Origin of the sequence: Microbacterium sp. CH-015 (assembly GCF_049707015.1) — a bacterium.
In the GTDB taxonomy this organism is placed as follows: Bacteria; Actinomycetota; Actinomycetes; order Actinomycetales; family Microbacteriaceae; genus Microbacterium; species Microbacterium aurum.
Map to the genome: position 1 here is coordinate 1 of NZ_JBNAFJ010000006.1, position 15644 is coordinate 15644.

Genomic DNA, 15644 nt, shown 5'->3' on the forward strand with positions numbered 1-15644 from the left:
ATCAGAGCGCTACCGTGTCCCCGCGCGCGTGCTACCAGATCGTTACATCCGCGCTACCCGAAGCCCCGTCTTAACACGAAAGCCCGCTGTGACGTGCGCGCGGTGGACAAGTCGCACCGGTTCCTACAAGTGTAGGTTTTTTTTGAAGTTGTCCATTTCGCAGACGAAATGTCCACGATGTGTCCATATGGACATTTCGTCGTGACGCGGCCGCTGAAAGCGTCTACTGGACGACCGTCCGATCAGCTCGACGTTGCGGTGTGGTTGAGGTCGACGAGGGCTCCGCGAAGGACCTGCTGAGCGATCCGGGCAGTCTAGATGCGCGGTTTGAAGTTCTCCCGCAGTTGCTGACGCGGCTCGGGGGTTCCTTACGGTGTCGCGACGAGCTGCATCAGCTCGGAGTAGTCGGAGACGACGTCGTAGGTGACGTCTCGATCGGTCTTCGCGTTGAGCGCGGCGAAGAACTTGCGGGCGCACTCGATCTTGGCGTTCTCGACGCCCTTCAGCTGAAGAGTGGACAGTGAACCCTTGGTCTCGGCCACGAAGTAGACGTGCTTGATCTTCGTATCGTCGTCGCGGAACGCGATCGCCCAGTCCGGGTTGTAGTCGCCCACCGGCGTGGGGATAAAGAACCCCCGCGGAAGCTTGGAGTACACGACGACTTCGTCGCTGACGTCGAGCTTCTCTACGAATGATCGCTCAACCTTGGAATCGGTGACGACGTACTCGTAGACACTCTTCTTCAGCTTGTCACCTGCCTTGGACAGGTCCTGTGCGGCCTGGTTCTCTGTGAAGATCGACGAGTCGTAGCTGTTGTCGAGCGGGTCGTAGCTGAGGTGCTCGACGATCGCGGTTGCCTTCTGCTCGTTGATGAGCCGCGCGGCCCCGGTGATGAACTGCTCGGGGTTCTGCTTGAACTTCGCGAACGTGCCCGGGTGGATGCCGGTGAGGATCGCCGCGCACGTGCGGCGGGTGAGCTGCGTCTTCTCCGCGATCTCGCCTAGGAGGTCGTACTTGACGGTCGAACCTGCTGACACGGCTGAGTGCTCGACCTTCGTCTCGGAGACTTTGAAACCCGTGCCGGCTTCCAACTGCGCCACTTCGAGGCCGACGACTTGCTTGCCGCTTTCGACGAGGTACTGCATGACGGTGACGTTGAGCGAGGTGTCGAGTACGCGGATGCAGTTGTCGATCAGTTCCTGGGAGTCGAAGTCGACCTGGTAGACGGCCTTGTGGTTGATGCGTCCCCAGAGTTCCTGAAACTCGCGCTTGTTGAAGTTGGCTTCGTTGAGCGGGATCCTCTTCGGCTTGCGTCCGTCGGCTGGCTTCGGCACGTCGAGGTAGAGAGCGTCGACGAGTGGCCAGACGTAGTCGATGACCGGCTTCAGCGTCTCCGAGGTCGGGGCGGCGAGGGCTCCGTCGGCGCGTGCATCCTTGTACGCCTGCGTGACCAGGCCTGACTCGTCGATGTAGTCGTTCTTGACCAGGTGGAAGTAGAGGGCCTGCGCGACTGCTTTTTCCAGCACGCTTGTGGATCCGTCGCCCAGCGTGATCGACTTGCCGACGAAGTAGTCGACGCTCGCCTTGCGTGGCCGCGCGGACAGCGATTCGATGATCTCCTTCTGGAGCGCGGTCACGAAGTCGGTGTACGACTCGTCGGTAACGACAGTCAGCTCATTGATGTCGTGGACCGTGACGGGATTGTCCATCCGCTCACCGTGCTGATCCACGGAAAGTCGCAGACCGCGGCCGATCTCTTGCCGGCGCGTCGTGGTGTTGTCGCTCTTCTTGAGCATGCCCATCACGAAGACGTTCGGGTTGTCCCAGCCCTCGCGGAGCGCCGAGTGCGACCAGATGAATCGGACCGGCTCCTCGAACGAGAGCAGCCTCTCCTTGTCCTTAAGGATCAGGTCGTAGGCATCGACGTCGTCCGATTGACCTGCGAAGTCGCCACGGGCCGCGATCCTGCCGTCGACGAACTGCCTGGTCTTCTTGTCGATCGAGAAATACCCCTCGTGGGTCGAGCGGACTGGGATTGCTTGCACATGGTCTCGATAGCGTTCAGCCGCTTCATCCAGGTCGAGCTCGCCGAGGTAGTCGGTGAGTACAGCCTCGTACTCTTCCTCGAACACTCGGCCATACTCTCCGAGGGTGTCCTCGCGCTCGTAGTCGCGGTACTTGGCGACTTCGTCGATGAAGAACAACGACAGCGTCTTGATCCCCTGCGCGAACAGCTCGCGTTCCTTGGCGAGGTGGGCGCGGATGACCTCGCGGATCTGGATACGTCGCTTCTGGTCCTCGGCGACGTCCTCGGTGACCTCGCCCGCGCCGATGATGTCGCCATTGCTCAGCTCGATGATGTCGCGGGTAGCGTCGACGTCCCGGATGAAAAGGCCCTTGTACGCCTCGATCCCTCCGGAGATGTCATGCAGGTTCATTCCCTGGCTGAGGCGCTTCACCTGACGCTTGATGCCCTGGGCGGTCTGCACCTCGAGTTCGACTCGGGCTTTCGGGAAGTCGGCGCCCTTACCGATCTCGAGGCCGTCCACGTACAGGTAGGCGCTGCTTCCAGCCAGGTGTTTGACGGTGATGCCGCGCACCGCGATCTTCTTCACGAGCTTTTGGTTGTAGGCGTCGATGGCGTCGAGACGGTGGACCTTTGTGCGTTCGATCCTGTGCGTCGCGGAGTAGCGCAGCGCGAAGAGGGCGTTGAACGAGCTCAAGGCCTCCAATGACTTCGAGGGCTTCTTCGCATCGCCTTCGATCTTCTGGGGTTCATCAATGATGAGGATCGGTCTGTTCGCTGCAATCACGTCGATCGGCTTCCGTGATTGGAAGTCGTCGAGCACCTCGTAGATGCGTCGGGCGTCCTTGCCGGTGGCGTTGAACGCCTGGACGTTGATGATCATCACCTGCACACCCGCGTCCGACGAGAACCGCTCGATCTCGTGAAGACGTGAGGAGTTGTAGATGAAGGTGCGAGGCTTGGTTCCGTAGAGCTGCTGGAAGTGCTCGGCGGTGATGTCGAAGGACTTCTTCACACCCTCGCGGATCGCGATCGACGGCACGACGACGATGTACTTCGACCACCCATATCGCTTGTGCAGCTCCATGATCGTTTTGATGTACACATAGGTCTTGCCGGTGCCGGTCTCCATCTCGATGTCGAGATTGAGGGGAGCCGCCGACTTTCTCATCGGGTCTTCGAGATTCTTCGACAGCTCGAGCCCACGCGCCCGCTGCACCGCGTGCAAATTGCTAAGGAGTTGCGGTGGCGCTGGCGCGATCTCGGCGTTGCGAAGGCCTGTATCGTCCAGCAGGGTCGCGGCCGAGCCGGCACCGGGATCTACGCGGTACTTCACGCCGTCGGCGTACGGTTGCCCGGCGAATACGTCGACGACGGCATCCACAGCTTCGGTCTGGTATGGCTGAACCTTGAACTGCAGCTTCATCTGATCAGATCGTCCTTCGTCTTCGAGGGTGGGCTATCGAGGCGGATGCTCGTCGTTGACGCGCAACGACATCGCTGGCGTCGCCAAGAGCCGAAGTCTCGGAGGCAGTCGGCTTCGCAAGTGGTCAGGAGTAGCCCCATCGCTTCGAGCTGTTCTGCACTTGGTGTGTCAGAAGCGGCTGTGCGGCTGTGTAGCTTGCGGACCCTGGAGCGTGCACCTGGGTCCAATAGTTTCCTACGCCGCCACGCCCGACCTCCAATATGCTGCCTTCGGCCCCGGGGCCGAGCCGGTAAACCTGTTCTGAGCAGAGCCTGAACTCGCTACGTTCCGGCACAAAGTAGATGCGGCTATTGGCTATTGCGCCCATATCGTCGAGGCGTACAGGAAACTCGAACTGTCCAGTCGGAAGTTGCGCATACCCGTGGGGCCACGACCAGAAGGCAGGCTGGTTATCACGCGCGCGAAGCGGTATGAGGACGTACGCTTCCTGTCTGACTGCGTTGATGTCGTTGGGTGACAGAGACATGTAGAACTCGGTCATTGTGTACTCCACTTCCTCAGATGGTGCGCAGTTCGGTCAGGGTTGAGTAGCCGCTAAGCATCTGCTGCGCGTTGATGCGGGCCGCGGAGTCGGGGAAGGAAGAGTCGCGCACGACAACTCGGAGCGGTTCAATCACGCCAAGCTCTGCGAACAGCGCTGGCGGTAGCTGATCAGCGAAGCAAGCTACTAGCGCGGCGTCCTCGGCGAGCAGTACGTCGACTCCGGCCATAACCACCCGCCTGATAGACGACGCCGGATCCATCCCCAAACGCAGAAGCTCCTCAAAGATCAAGGCCAAGGGATCACTAGGCGTGGAGACCAGCTCCGTGAATCCGGGCAAGTCAGGTTGAGCGAGTTCATCTGGGAACCGCTCGACCGATGCAAGGTTTGACGCTGTCACCCCTAGAGCCCGGAAGCCGCGATCGGTGCCAGTCGCCGAAAGATCGTGATCGAGGCCAGCGACGGTGCGACGAAGCCTCTCGCGTGCTAGCTCCGAGATGGTTACGAAGCCCTGAGCGAAGGCCTCTGACGAGGTGTTTGTCTGCTCAGGGAGTTGGATCAGCACGAACCGCCGGTTCCCGCCATCCTCCGCATTGGCCTCAAGTACCGCTTGCCCAGTTGTTCCCGAACCGGCAAAGAAGTCCAGCACGAGATCGTTCGAATCTGAGTCAGTCGCCCACCCCAGAAGCGTTCGAACGAGCTCGATCGGTTTCGTGTAGTCGAACGCGGGGAAGCCAAACAGCTTCTTCACGCCCTTGGATGCCATGTCGTTCGAAAAGCGATTGTCAATGAGGTCGAGTGTCGTGCTCGCGCGCGTGCGGCGGTCGAGGATCACCTCATAGCCATCGCCTCGCTTCGCGATCGTCGCGTTCTCGTAGGTCTTCGTGTAGATGCGTGGACCATCGCGACCGTCCTTGAGTACTACGAACCCTTGACTGTGTCCGAACTCGAACAAGTCGCGCGACCATCGCCAGCACCAACCTGTTCGAGGGTTTCGAGCCTGACGCGCACTCATCTCGTCGGCGCTCGCACCACCTGGTCGAATCCGAACGCCGTCGAGATCGATCTCGTAGTCGAGCGATGCCGAGTACTGGATCGATCCATAGTCCAAGGTCTGGTTCAGCTTGTACTTCCCTCGGGTGGATACAAACTCGTCTTCGTACTTGAAGCCTGGATCCGTGTGAAACTCACGATTGAGCGCTACATCAGTGGTACGACCCCAAACCACGACGTAGTCGTGATTTGCAGCGATGAGGTCGCCACTCTTTCCTGCCCGTTTTGTGACACGTGGAAGCGTAGCGATGAAGTTCTCGCGACCGAACACCTCTCCCATGATCATCGTGAGGGTCGAGAGTTCGTGATCGTCGATCGAAACACAGATCACACCGTCATCTCGTAGCAAGTTCCGCGCAAGCTTCAGTCGCGGATACATCATCGAAAGCCAGGCCGAGCGGAATCGACCATTTGACTCGGGATTGGCCACCAGCCGTTCTCCGGTCTCGCTCCGCTGACCCGAACGGGCCAGATAGCTCGGCGCGTCCTCGCTGAAGTCGTCGCTATAGATGAAGTCAGTGCCCGTGTTGTACGGGGGGTCGATGTAGATCAGCTTGACTTTGCCGAGGTAAGGCTCTTGAAGAAGCTTGAGCGCTTCCAGATTGTCGCCTTCGATGAACAAGTTGCGAGTCGTATCGAACTCGATCGATTCGGACTCGAGAGGAGTTAGCGTCTGGTCGGTCGGGGTGTTCGCCAGTAAGGCTGAGGCTCTCTTACCTGGCCAGTCCAGTTGGAATCGTTCCTGCGGGCCCTCGACAATGTGCTCCGAGAGTTCTTGCCGGAGGAGATCAAAGTCGACTACGCGCCTGGGATTCCCTTCGTTGTCGGTGGATTCTGTGACCACCGAAGGGAAGATCTCCGCCAACGTATCGATGCTCGCCTGCGTGGGGCTAGGGAAAGTCATTTCAGGTTCTCCAGGGGTTACCTAAGGTGGTCCAGGTCTGCACGCTTCTCCTTCAGCTCTCGACGAATACCGACCTTTCGGTTGAGCTGTGGTTCAGACCGGAGCCTGCGTTCCAGTGCGTTGATCTCGCGTTCGACTCGACGCACCGCGTCCAGCCTGTCGTTGAGATCCGCCGGACTCTCGCCGGGCCGCAGGGCGAGTGGAGTGAGCGGGCCGATGAGTGCCGCATACAGCGCTCCCAGCGTGACCGCGAGGGGTAGCGGAGTACGAGGGAAGTCGTCGCGCGTCCACGCCGTCGAGAAGTAGGCGCTCGGTGCCGGTGGCGAGGAGCCCGCAGGTTTGTGTGCCGCCGCCATCCGCACGGCACGGCCGGTGCTGTCCCCACGGTAGATCTCAAAGATCACCGGATTCGGTATCGCCTTGTCAATCGACGCAAGCACCGGGACGCTGATGTCTTCTGTCTTCGCGTCCAGATGAAGAACTTCAATTTCTGGCACTTCCGGCGAACCGGGGAGGTTGATGGTCTCCTCCGCCAGCTTGTATGCCCAGCTGATGCGATTCACCTCCGCCACGAACTTCTCTCGCAGGGCAGCGGTTGATGCGGTGCGTTCGTAGAACCGCTCCTTGGGGACGCGTGCACCAAATCGTGCAGCAGCAGGCCACTGGTACAGGATGTCAGTCATGAGGCGCCCTCGGGATCGACGACGGCGATGAACGCGATCAGCTCGAAGTCGTCGAGCCCTGCGATCTGCTGGGTGAGGGCGGTCGTGTGCCCACCGCTGAAGAGGCTGTCGATGTCGCGTTCTTCGGTGACGTCGATCATCGAGTGGATGGCATCCGTCAGTAGCGCAGAGTATTTGCTCATGTCGGCGCCCTCGTGGGTGGCTTCGTTGAAGACACGAGTAACGTCGGCGACGGGTTCGTCGTGAGGCCGCGAGCCGGCGCGAACGACGTCTAGGAGGCGCTTCGCTTCAGTGTGATCAGCGATAACCCTCCCATCGTCATCGACGTAGACGAGGTAGTGCGGGTGGAGCCGGTTGCCCCGGTTCACGGCAGGGTCAGCATTGACGTTCTTGAGCGCGAAGATCACACCCGGCATGAGGCCTATCGCAGGGTCTGCGGGGATGACGGCGTGCAAGCCGTGCGGCGCGGTAGCGATGTCCCCGTACTCGTTCATGTACGCCAGCAGGTCCATGCGGAAGTCGTTGAGGCCGAGATCTGTGATCGAGACCCCCGCGCGGACGTCTTCGAGTTCGATGTTCTCGTTCTGCAGCTTGCGCAGCTGTTCCTTGCGGAACGCGGCATCCGAGTCCTCCGGGTTCAGCACGTTGTCGTCGGCTGAGCCGGCGAGGTCGGCGATCACCATCCGGTTCTCGACGCGCTCCTTGAGGTTGATGTACTCGTCGAGCGATATGTCGGGCCAGAAGTTGACGAGCTGGATGACCTCGTTCGTCGACCCGATGCGGTCGATACGACCGAACCTTTGGATGATCCGCACCGGGTTCCAGTGGATGTCGTAGTTGATGAGGTAGTCGCAGTCCTGCAGGTTCTGTCCCTCACTGATGACATCGGTGCCGATCAGGACGTCGATGTCCCCGGTCTCCTTCGGCATGGTGAGGTGACGCTGCTTGGATCGTGGCGAGAACATCGACATGACTTGCTGGAAGTCGAAGCCGGTGCCGATTGTCGACTTCGCGCCGTGGCTGCCACCGGTGATCACCGCGCTTTCCAACCCCGCCCGTTGCAGCGCCGGCGCGAGCTCGCGGTAGAGGTAGTTCGCGGTGTCGGCGAAGGCAGAGAAGATCAACACCTTGCGGTTCTCAGGGTTGAGCGGGTGCTCCGCCTTCTGCTGGACCAGGTCCCGCAGCTTGCTCAGCTTGAGGTCGTGCGCCGGAGTCACTTTGCGCATCTCGTCCAGGAGCTCGCGCAGCGTCTCCCGGTCATGCCAGAGGTCTCGCTGCCACGATTCGACGTCGATGTCGTCGATGTCGATGTGAATCTTCTCTCCGAACGACAGCGCCTCAACGTTGGCATCGTCCTCATCGTCGAGGTCGAAGTCGAGATCGTCCATGTCGCGGATCTCCGGGAGGGAGCCGGAGTGGTTGCTGAGCCGCGTGAGCGTGCTGTCGACGGCGGACTCGATCTTGGCCAACGTCAAGCGGAAGGCCTCGACGGAACTCTCGAGACGCTTGAACAGGTTGACGGTCATGAGCTTCTTTAGGCCCTCTTCGCGACCTTCCTGACCGAGGTTTGAGCGGGCGCTGCCGGTCGTGACGTTGTAGAGGTCTTCGTACTTGCTGATGCGGCTCGGGAACACGTACGCGAGTGGCGTGTAGACGCCCAACGTCAGCACCTGCAGCTGCTCGAAAATCTCGTTGAACGAGGGGACCTCCGCGAGGTCGGTGAGTGGCTCGCGGATGGATTCCGGCGGCAACCGTCGCGGGAAGGCGCCGATCTCGCTCGTGTCGTAGAACGCCTGAATGTGCTTGCGGGAGCGTGCGATGGTGACCGCGTCGAGCAGTTCGAAGAAGTCGAAGTCGAGCATCTGCAGGATGCGGTCGGCGGTGCGTTCCTCTGCGGGGAGCTTGGACCAGTCGTTGAACACCGTCTGCGCGTCGCGGAACACCCGCTCAACCGATGTCGAGAGCGTGAGCTTCGCGGCGAGGGTGTCGCTCTCGCCTTCGTATGCCAGCTGCAACTGATTCTTGAGGTCGTTGAATCGGTTGTTCACCGGTGTCGCAGACAGCATCAGCACTTTTGTCTTCACGCCTTCGCGAATGACCTGCCGCATGAGGCGCTGGTAGCGCGACTCCTTCTCTTCGGCGTAGTCGGCGTTGCGGAAGTTGTGCGACTCGTCGATGACGACGAGGTCGTAGTTGCCCCAGTTGATGCGATCCAGGCGGAGCCCGAGTGACTCTCCCCGGGTGCGGGAGAGGTCGGTGTGGGCGAGGACGTCGTAGTTGAACCGGTCGCTCGCAAAGATGTTTGTCGTGAGGTTGGCGTTGTAGTTCGTCCAGTTCTCGGCGAGCTTCTTCGGAGCCAGAACGAGGACGGACTTGTTGCGCAGCTCGTAGTACTTGATGACCGCCAGCGCGGTGAATGTCTTCCCGAGCCCGACGCTGTCGGCGAGGATGCAGCCGTTGTAGGTCTCGAGCTTGTTGATGATTCCGGTCGCTGCGTCCCGCTGGAAGTTGTAGAGGCTCTGCCAGACCTTCGTGTCCTGATAGCCGGTGCGGTCGTTGGGGAGCACGTCTTCACTGATGTCGTCGAGGAACTCCGCGAAGAGGTTGTAGAGGATGAGGAAGTAGATGCGCGCCGGGGAGTTCTCGGCGTACACGCTCGCGATATGGTCGTGTACCGCTTGGGTGACATCGGCCAGCTGGCCAGGGCTCGCCCAGATCTGGTCGAACAAGTTGAGGAAGTTGCTCGTCTCGGGAGCGCCCTCGAACTTTGTGACCATGTTGGAGACGGCGTTGCCACGCTCGTATCCGAGGTCTGCCGTAGTGAACCCCTGCAGCGGCATGTACGCTGCGCCGTCGTCGACGACGGCGAACTGTTGCATCTGGTGGCCGCTGGCGTTCGATCGGAACGTGACCTTCTCGCGTACCCAGGCGGCGCACTCGCGGGCGATCGCGCGCTGCGTCAGCTTGTTGCGGAGGCGGATCTCGAATTCCGACCCGCAGAGCGACGATTCAGCGTGCGGGATGAAGAACTCGCGACGATCCTTGCGCAGCTTGTCGGTGGCCTGACCGTTGCTGAACGACGGGGACGTGAAGATGAACTCGAGTTCCTCGACGTGTTCGAGTTCCTTGCGCAGGGCTTCGAACGCGAAGATCGAGAAGGTCGAAGCGGCGATGCGCACCTTCGAGCCCCGGCCGATCTCGGATTTGAGGTCGTCACCGAGCAGGTCGGAAACGTTGTCGATGATCCGCATGTTCTACGCGGCACCCCCGGCGCTGCTCCCGCCGCTCCGAACCCACGCATCAACCTCGCTCGCCTGGAACTTCCACAGGCGCCCGACCTTATGCGCCGGCATCCCCTTGTCGGCGATCCAGGCGTAGACAGTGTCCTTCGTGACGCCCAGGTGCTCGGCGATGTCGTCGGCAGAGAGCCACGGCTCGGTCATCACGCCTCCAGCGGATAGAACCGGATGTTTCCGGGTATGGCCGAGCATAGTAGGGCGGGCTGGTGAACCACATCTCGACTTCGCTGATCACTCGTGGGGTTCTCGGCCACTGGGTGTTCTCATGTCGTGTCGTCGCGGCCCCAAGAGTTGAGGAGCGACTGCTCGATCTCGCTCACCGGTTCTGGCGGCAGCGCGCGAGCCTCTTCCTTGAATCGGTGCACCACCTCCTCGATGAGCGCACGATGCCGGTCGCGCCACAGACGGATCTCCGGGTCGCGAAGAAGCCCAGACTCAGCGCTCCCTTGGTATCCAAGGAGCAGTTCGGCGTCGAGCACGGACTCGATCACGCGGGCATCGACTTCAGCGGATGAGCGCAGGATCGACAGGTGCGTGACGGCATCCGACTCAGACATCTCGATGCGGAATCGCTGGATGTCGCCGAACTCGGTTGCCTCAGTGCCGGCATGGGTGACGAGCACGGAGCGGTCACCAATCACGACCTTTCGCACGCGCCCTCCTTGATCCGAAATGAGCCCACCTACTCGGCTTCAGTGCGACCCGCGTCGGTCGTGATGTCGATGCGGCCGGGCCTGACGATGTCATCGTGTCCGGGGACGAACGAGATTGTTCCCACCCTCGTCCAGTAGCTAATGAGCCAGCGGTGCAGGAGCTCGAGTTGTTCGTGGCGCTCGAAGGCAGTCCTGCCCGGATCGACGATCGTGGCGTCCCAGTCATCGATCTCGAAGACAGCGTCGATGAGCTCGGCGCAGGTTGGTCCCGTTCCATGCGCGTCCCACCACTCGATCGTCTCCAGTCCAGCGCGATTCGCGGTAAAGGCGCCACCTGGCTCGTCGATCGTTCCCAGGAGCGCGCCGAAGTACGGGTCCTCAACTGCGGTCACGAACGACTCGTAGCGATCTTCACCGACGCTCATAGAGGAAGAATGCCATACCGATTAGGCACCCAGGTGCTCGGTCGATGTGGGAGCTACCGTCCCGCGGGCGTCGGCTCCCATTGGATCGTGAAGGTTCCGGCTGCTCGCGCGTCAGCCTCGGCCTCGAGTCGCAGTGCGTAGTCCCACGTTGGATGCACCGCACGCTGGTAGATCCTGATCCGCTCAGGGGTGACCTCATCGGTGCGTCGGACAAGTCCCAGCTGCTTGAGGCGCTTCAGCAGGGCGTGGATCGTGCTGGTCGACAGTCCGGTGGCACTCGCCACTGACGGAGTGGAGAACTTCCCGTCGGAGGAACGCGCGATCTCGGCCATGAGCGCGAGCATGTGGTTGCTGCCAAAGGCAAGCTTCGAGAGCTCCTCGCTCTGTTCGCTCGGCACGGTGTCCACCGCCTCATTTTCGCATGAGGCGCTCAACGCAGCAGGAGCATCGCAGGACGTCATCCAACGGCGTGGCGCATGTCGTGTATCTGACGTCCTCAAGCGTAAATGTCACATTCACTACTCGCCCCCTCCGCCGTGCGAGAAGCCCCAAATACGAGTACCTCGGCCCGCGTGTCGAAGCTGCGGATCGCCGGTATGTCCGTACGTTAACGACTCAAGAGTTATGACTCTATGTTCGTGATTTTTGGGAGATTGACATGTCAGCGTCCTCGCCGCGTTACACGCTGCGATTCGATCGGGATGACCTCGAACGGGGCGAGCTATCGGACCTGGACGCGCGCCACGTCTTCGAGGCGGAGCCTCGGCGAACGTTCCGCTGGCATCGCGGACAGCGCCACTACCCGGGGCGCTACTGGTCGGCAACGACGGAGGGCTTCGTCGGGTACGAGAGCCGCCTCGAACTCGCGGCGCTGCTCCTCGAGGACTTCGACCACCGAGCCGTTCGCATCGCCTCGCAGCCGTTCGAGCTGATCGCCGACCGCGACGGTGTCGAGCGAAGCTACGTGCCCGACTACATGATTGAGCACGACGACCACCGATTCACGGTCATCGAAGTCAAGCCCAAGCGCCGGCTCGAGGACCCTGAGATCGCGGGTGCTCTCCGGTGGGCGGGCGACATCATCCAGTCGCGCGGGTGGGCATACCGGATCGTCACAGAACCCGCCCCCGCACTGCTCTCCAACATCCGGTTCCTAGCGGGCTACAGGCGTCCCTGGCAGTTTCCTCAGCGAGACGTCGACCTGGTCGAGGAAGCCACTCGCGAGGCGCCCACACTCGGCGCGGGTCTGCGGAGCGCTGGCGCCGCCTTGAGTGACGCTCCCTATGCGCGAGCGGTCGTGCTGCACCTGCTGTGGCGCCGCTCGATTCTCTGCGACCTCACCTCCGCCCTTGCCAACCACACCCAATTGGAGATGCCATGAGCCATAGCTTTGATATCCGAGTCGGCAGCACCGTCTCGTACGACGGTTGCCTCTGCACCGTCATCGAGATCGCCGGCGATGCCGTCGTCCTCGTCGACGGCGCCAAGAGAACTCGACGGGTTCGACTCGTCGAGCTCCTTCGCGACGCGATGGATGCATTCGGGCTGCCGTCGGAGGAGGCCGCACTCACACCGCTCGCGCTGATCTGGGCGGACGCGACGGAGGCGCAACGCGATGAGGCGCGAACAAAGGCCGCGCACATCCGGGAGATGCGCACGGGCTTTGCGTCGGGGCTGCCGACGCTCGCTCAGCCGCACGAGCCTCGACCGGAGTACGACCCGAAGCTCACAACCATCCACGAGCGTCGCCGTACAAAGGCTGCAGAGCTCGGTGTGAGTCCGAAGACGTTGAAGCGCTGGGATGATCGGTTCGACGAGGGCGAAGATCTCGCGCTGCTCGACTTCCGGAAGACATCGTGGACGCCCGCGCTCTCCGGCCTCGATCCGCGCTGGGTCGACATGTGCCGGCGCGTCGTTGAGGAGAACGTGCGCGGCGCAAAGCGCAGCGTCACGACCACTCTCGCGATCGTGCTGGCAAGAGTCAACCGGGAGTACCCGGATGCCGATGTGCGGATCCCCTCCGATTCGACCGCTCGCGACGCGGTCGCCGAACTCACCCGTGGCAAGGGGACGTTCGGCGCGAGCATGCGCGCGCAACGATCCATCGACACACGGCCGCCCGTACCGTACGGACGGTTGGTCGCGACAAGACCCGGTGAGTACGTCGTCCTCGACACCACACCTCTCAATGTCTTTGGCGTCGCGCCGGTCACCGGCAAGTGGATGCGCGCCGAGCTGACCGTTGCCCTCGACCTCTACGACCGGTCGATCCTCGGGCTTCGCCTTGCGCCCGTCTCGACCAAGGCGGTGGATGTCGCGGGAGTGCTGATGGAGGCGCTCATGCCGCGCGAGATGCCGGCGGAGTGGGGCGACCGAGCGACCTGGCCGTTTCACGGCGTACCCGAGAACATCGTCATCGATGTCGAGAACCTCAAGGCGCTGCGGTTCCGGCGTCCCGGCATCCTCCCCGACACGATCATCATCGATCACGGGAAGCCGTTCATGTCGATCCACGTGGCGAGCGTATGCCAGCGACTCGGGATCTCCATCCAGCCCGCGCACGTCTATACCGGCACCGACAAGGCGTGGGTGGAACGGTGGTTCCGCACCATCAACGAGGTGCTGCAAGAGCTACCCGGGTACAAGGGTTCAGACATCGCGTCGCGCGGTGAGGCGCCCGAGGTGGAAGCCGTCTACACGATTCCGCAACTGGAGCAGATTCTCCGGGAGTGGATCGCGACGATCTACCACATTCGCCCGCACGACGGCCTTGTCGACTCGCAGCTGCCCGCGGCCAAGATGAGCCCGGCGCAGAAGTTCGAGCAGGGGATCGCGGTGGCCGGCCGCATCCGGGTCCCGTCGAACCCGAACCTCCTCCTCGAGATGCTTCCCGTCGTCAAGCGCAAGTTCAACCACTACGGCGTCGAAGTCGGCACCCTCCGCTACAACGGCGACATCGTTGGGAAGTACTACGACCGATCGCGGGCGATGGCGAAGAGCAAGCGGAAATGGCAGTTCTCGGTGAACCCCGACGACTTCTCGCAGATCTACTTCAACGACCCCGACGACAACTCCTGGCACGTGCTGCGCTGGGAGCACGCGCCGAAGGTCCCGGTGCCGTTCAGCTTCGACGCCCTCGAGTACGCCAAAGGCATCGCTCTTGACCGGCGCAACGGTGTGAATGTATCCGAAGTGCTCGGTGAACTCCTCGAACGATGGGGTGCCGGCCGTGCGAGCACGCCCGCCGAAAAGCGCATCAGCGCGCGACTTGCCGCCCAGCTCGCCGAGACCGCTGACGGCCCGGACAGCCCGTTCTTCCCGCACATCGCCAAGCAGATCGCGCAGCAAGTGGCTGGACCGGATCTGAGCGAGGAGCTGGGCATGGTCTCGCTCTCACCAGCACCGGCGAGCGAAAACGACGATCCTCTCGCCCTCACCGCTGACGAGCTCATCGACGAGGACCTCGACGACATCGACCTCCTGGAGGACCTGTGATCCTTCCGCTCGAGCGCGACGAACTCCTCTCTCGCTGGGAGGGGTGGCGGGACTTCGCCGAAGCGCCAGCCCTTGAGCAGCCCGAGCGGCTGTCGGTGAAACAGATCGAGCAGCTCAGCGAGGACGCGCGTGTCGCCTACGACTACCACCGCGAGCGATACCACGCGAACTTCCTGGTGAAGACTCCGCAGGTCGTGAGGCTGAACGGACGCCTCTGGGACCTGCTCGATGCGAACCAACAGGGACCGTCACGGGTGAAGGGCGCCGCCGTCATCGACTCGCCACCCGGACTGGGCAAGACCACCGCAGTCGACGCGTTCGGGCGAGCTTTCCACCAACGGCAGATCCTGCGGCACGGGCGTGACTTCGACGACGGGCAGACGCTCCACATCCCCGTCTGCAGAGTGGCGTTCTCCGGAAACACGACGACGCGCGCGTTGAACGAGTCCATCCTGAACTTCTACAATCATCCTTCCGCCGACGCCTCTAGGAGCCGATACCTGCGCAACCGAAACCTGGCTGCGCTGGCAGCCGAGTCGGTCCGCCGTCACGGCACGCGGTTGATCATCGTCGACGACGTGCACTTCCTGAAGATCCACACCGACGAGGGAGTCGCGCTGGCCAACGAGCTGAAGTGGCTCGCCAACGAGTACCCGGCAACCTTCCTCTTCACCGGCGTCAACATGAGCAGCACAGGACTGCTCAGCGAAAGCAAGACCGACAAAAAGCTCGCGATGTCGCAGATCGCGCGGCGTTGGACACGCCTGACCCTCCCGCCATTCGCGCACCCGGTCGGTGAGCACCGAAAGACCTGGATGACCTTGCTGGGCGCGATCGATGCGCGCCTCGTGCTGGCCAACGCGCGACCGCACATGCTCCGTGAGCAAGCGGACTACCTCTACGAACGCTCAACCGGAATGATCGGCTCGCTCTTCAAGCTGATCACCCTCGGTGCCGTGCACGCCATGCGTGACGGCACTGAGGAACTGACCCGTGCGGTGCTGGACGAGATCGACATCGACGTGGCGGCCGAGGATGCGCGGGAGGTCGTTGCAATGGAGCTCGAGGAGAAGAAGCTCGCCGCCGCCAAACGGAGCAAGCCTCGGTCCGTCGCATGAGCCTCCGACGCCTGTTCCACG

At 62.0% G+C, this 15644-nt stretch carries 11 protein-coding genes; 3 read left to right on the top strand and 8 right to left on the bottom strand.

The window, feature by feature from the left end; translation table 11 throughout:
• Positions 1–368: 368 nt before the first annotated feature.
• From ACPYN4_RS10050 to ACPYN4_RS10085, 8 genes are all read right to left on the bottom strand, one after another.
• Positions 369–3452 carry a type III restriction-modification system endonuclease gene (locus ACPYN4_RS10050; protein WP_239279651.1) on the bottom strand — a complete coding sequence of 1028 codons (3084 nt, stop codon included), beginning with the start codon at positions 3450–3452 and terminating at the stop codon, positions 369–371.
• A gap of 557 nt (positions 3453–4009) precedes the next feature.
• Positions 4010–5911, bottom strand: a complete 1902-nt coding sequence (locus ACPYN4_RS10055; RefSeq protein WP_424446289.1) for a site-specific DNA-methyltransferase — start codon at positions 5909–5911, stop codon at positions 4010–4012.
• 56 nt (positions 5912–5967) lie between these two features.
• Positions 5968–6633, bottom strand: coding sequence for a DUF4391 domain-containing protein (locus ACPYN4_RS10060; protein WP_239279648.1), 666 nt, complete (start codon positions 6631–6633; stop codon positions 5968–5970).
• A complete protein-coding gene (locus tag ACPYN4_RS10065) occupies positions 6630–9884 on the bottom strand; it encodes a helicase-related protein (RefSeq protein WP_239279647.1) in 3255 nt (1084 codons plus the stop codon). Before ACPYN4_RS10065 ends, ACPYN4_RS10060 begins: the two co-directional genes overlap by 4 nt.
• Before the next feature lie 3 nt (positions 9885–9887).
• Positions 9888–10076, bottom strand: coding sequence for a helix-turn-helix domain-containing protein (locus ACPYN4_RS10070; protein WP_239279646.1), 189 nt, complete (start codon positions 10074–10076; stop codon positions 9888–9890).
• A 119-nt stretch (positions 10077–10195) separates the two neighbouring features.
• Positions 10196–10585, bottom strand: coding sequence for a hypothetical protein (locus ACPYN4_RS10075; RefSeq protein ID WP_239279645.1), 390 nt, complete (start codon positions 10583–10585; stop codon positions 10196–10198).
• 29 nt (positions 10586–10614) lie between these two features.
• Positions 10615–11010, bottom strand: coding sequence for a hypothetical protein (locus ACPYN4_RS10080; RefSeq protein WP_239279644.1), 396 nt, complete (start codon positions 11008–11010; stop codon positions 10615–10617).
• Positions 11011–11063: 53 nt separating this feature from the next.
• Positions 11064–11417, bottom strand: a complete 354-nt coding sequence (locus ACPYN4_RS10085; protein ID WP_239279643.1) for a MarR family transcriptional regulator — start codon at positions 11415–11417, stop codon at positions 11064–11066.
• Between the two features lie 251 nt (positions 11418–11668).
• On the opposite strand from ACPYN4_RS10085, the gene ACPYN4_RS10090 reads away from it, so the two are divergent.
• Genes ACPYN4_RS10090 through ACPYN4_RS10100 form a run of 3 tightly spaced genes read left to right on the top strand, consistent with a single transcriptional unit; the run spans position 11669 to position 15623 of the window.
• On the top strand, positions 11669–12391 hold the full coding sequence (locus tag ACPYN4_RS10090; RefSeq protein ID WP_239279642.1) for a TnsA-like heteromeric transposase endonuclease subunit: 723 nt from the start codon (positions 11669–11671) through the stop codon (positions 12389–12391).
• Positions 12388–14505 carry a hypothetical protein gene (locus ACPYN4_RS10095; RefSeq protein WP_315551895.1) on the top strand — a complete coding sequence of 706 codons (2118 nt, stop codon included), beginning with the start codon at positions 12388–12390 and terminating at the stop codon, positions 14503–14505. The genes ACPYN4_RS10090 and ACPYN4_RS10095 overlap by 4 nt, the downstream gene beginning before the upstream one ends.
• The gene (locus ACPYN4_RS10100; RefSeq protein WP_315551893.1) at positions 14502–15623 is read left to right on the top strand and encodes an ATP-binding protein; all 1122 of its coding nucleotides are present in this window, start codon (positions 14502–14504) and stop codon (positions 15621–15623) included. The genes ACPYN4_RS10095 and ACPYN4_RS10100 overlap by 4 nt, the downstream gene beginning before the upstream one ends.
• Positions 15624–15644 lie beyond the last annotated feature (21 nt).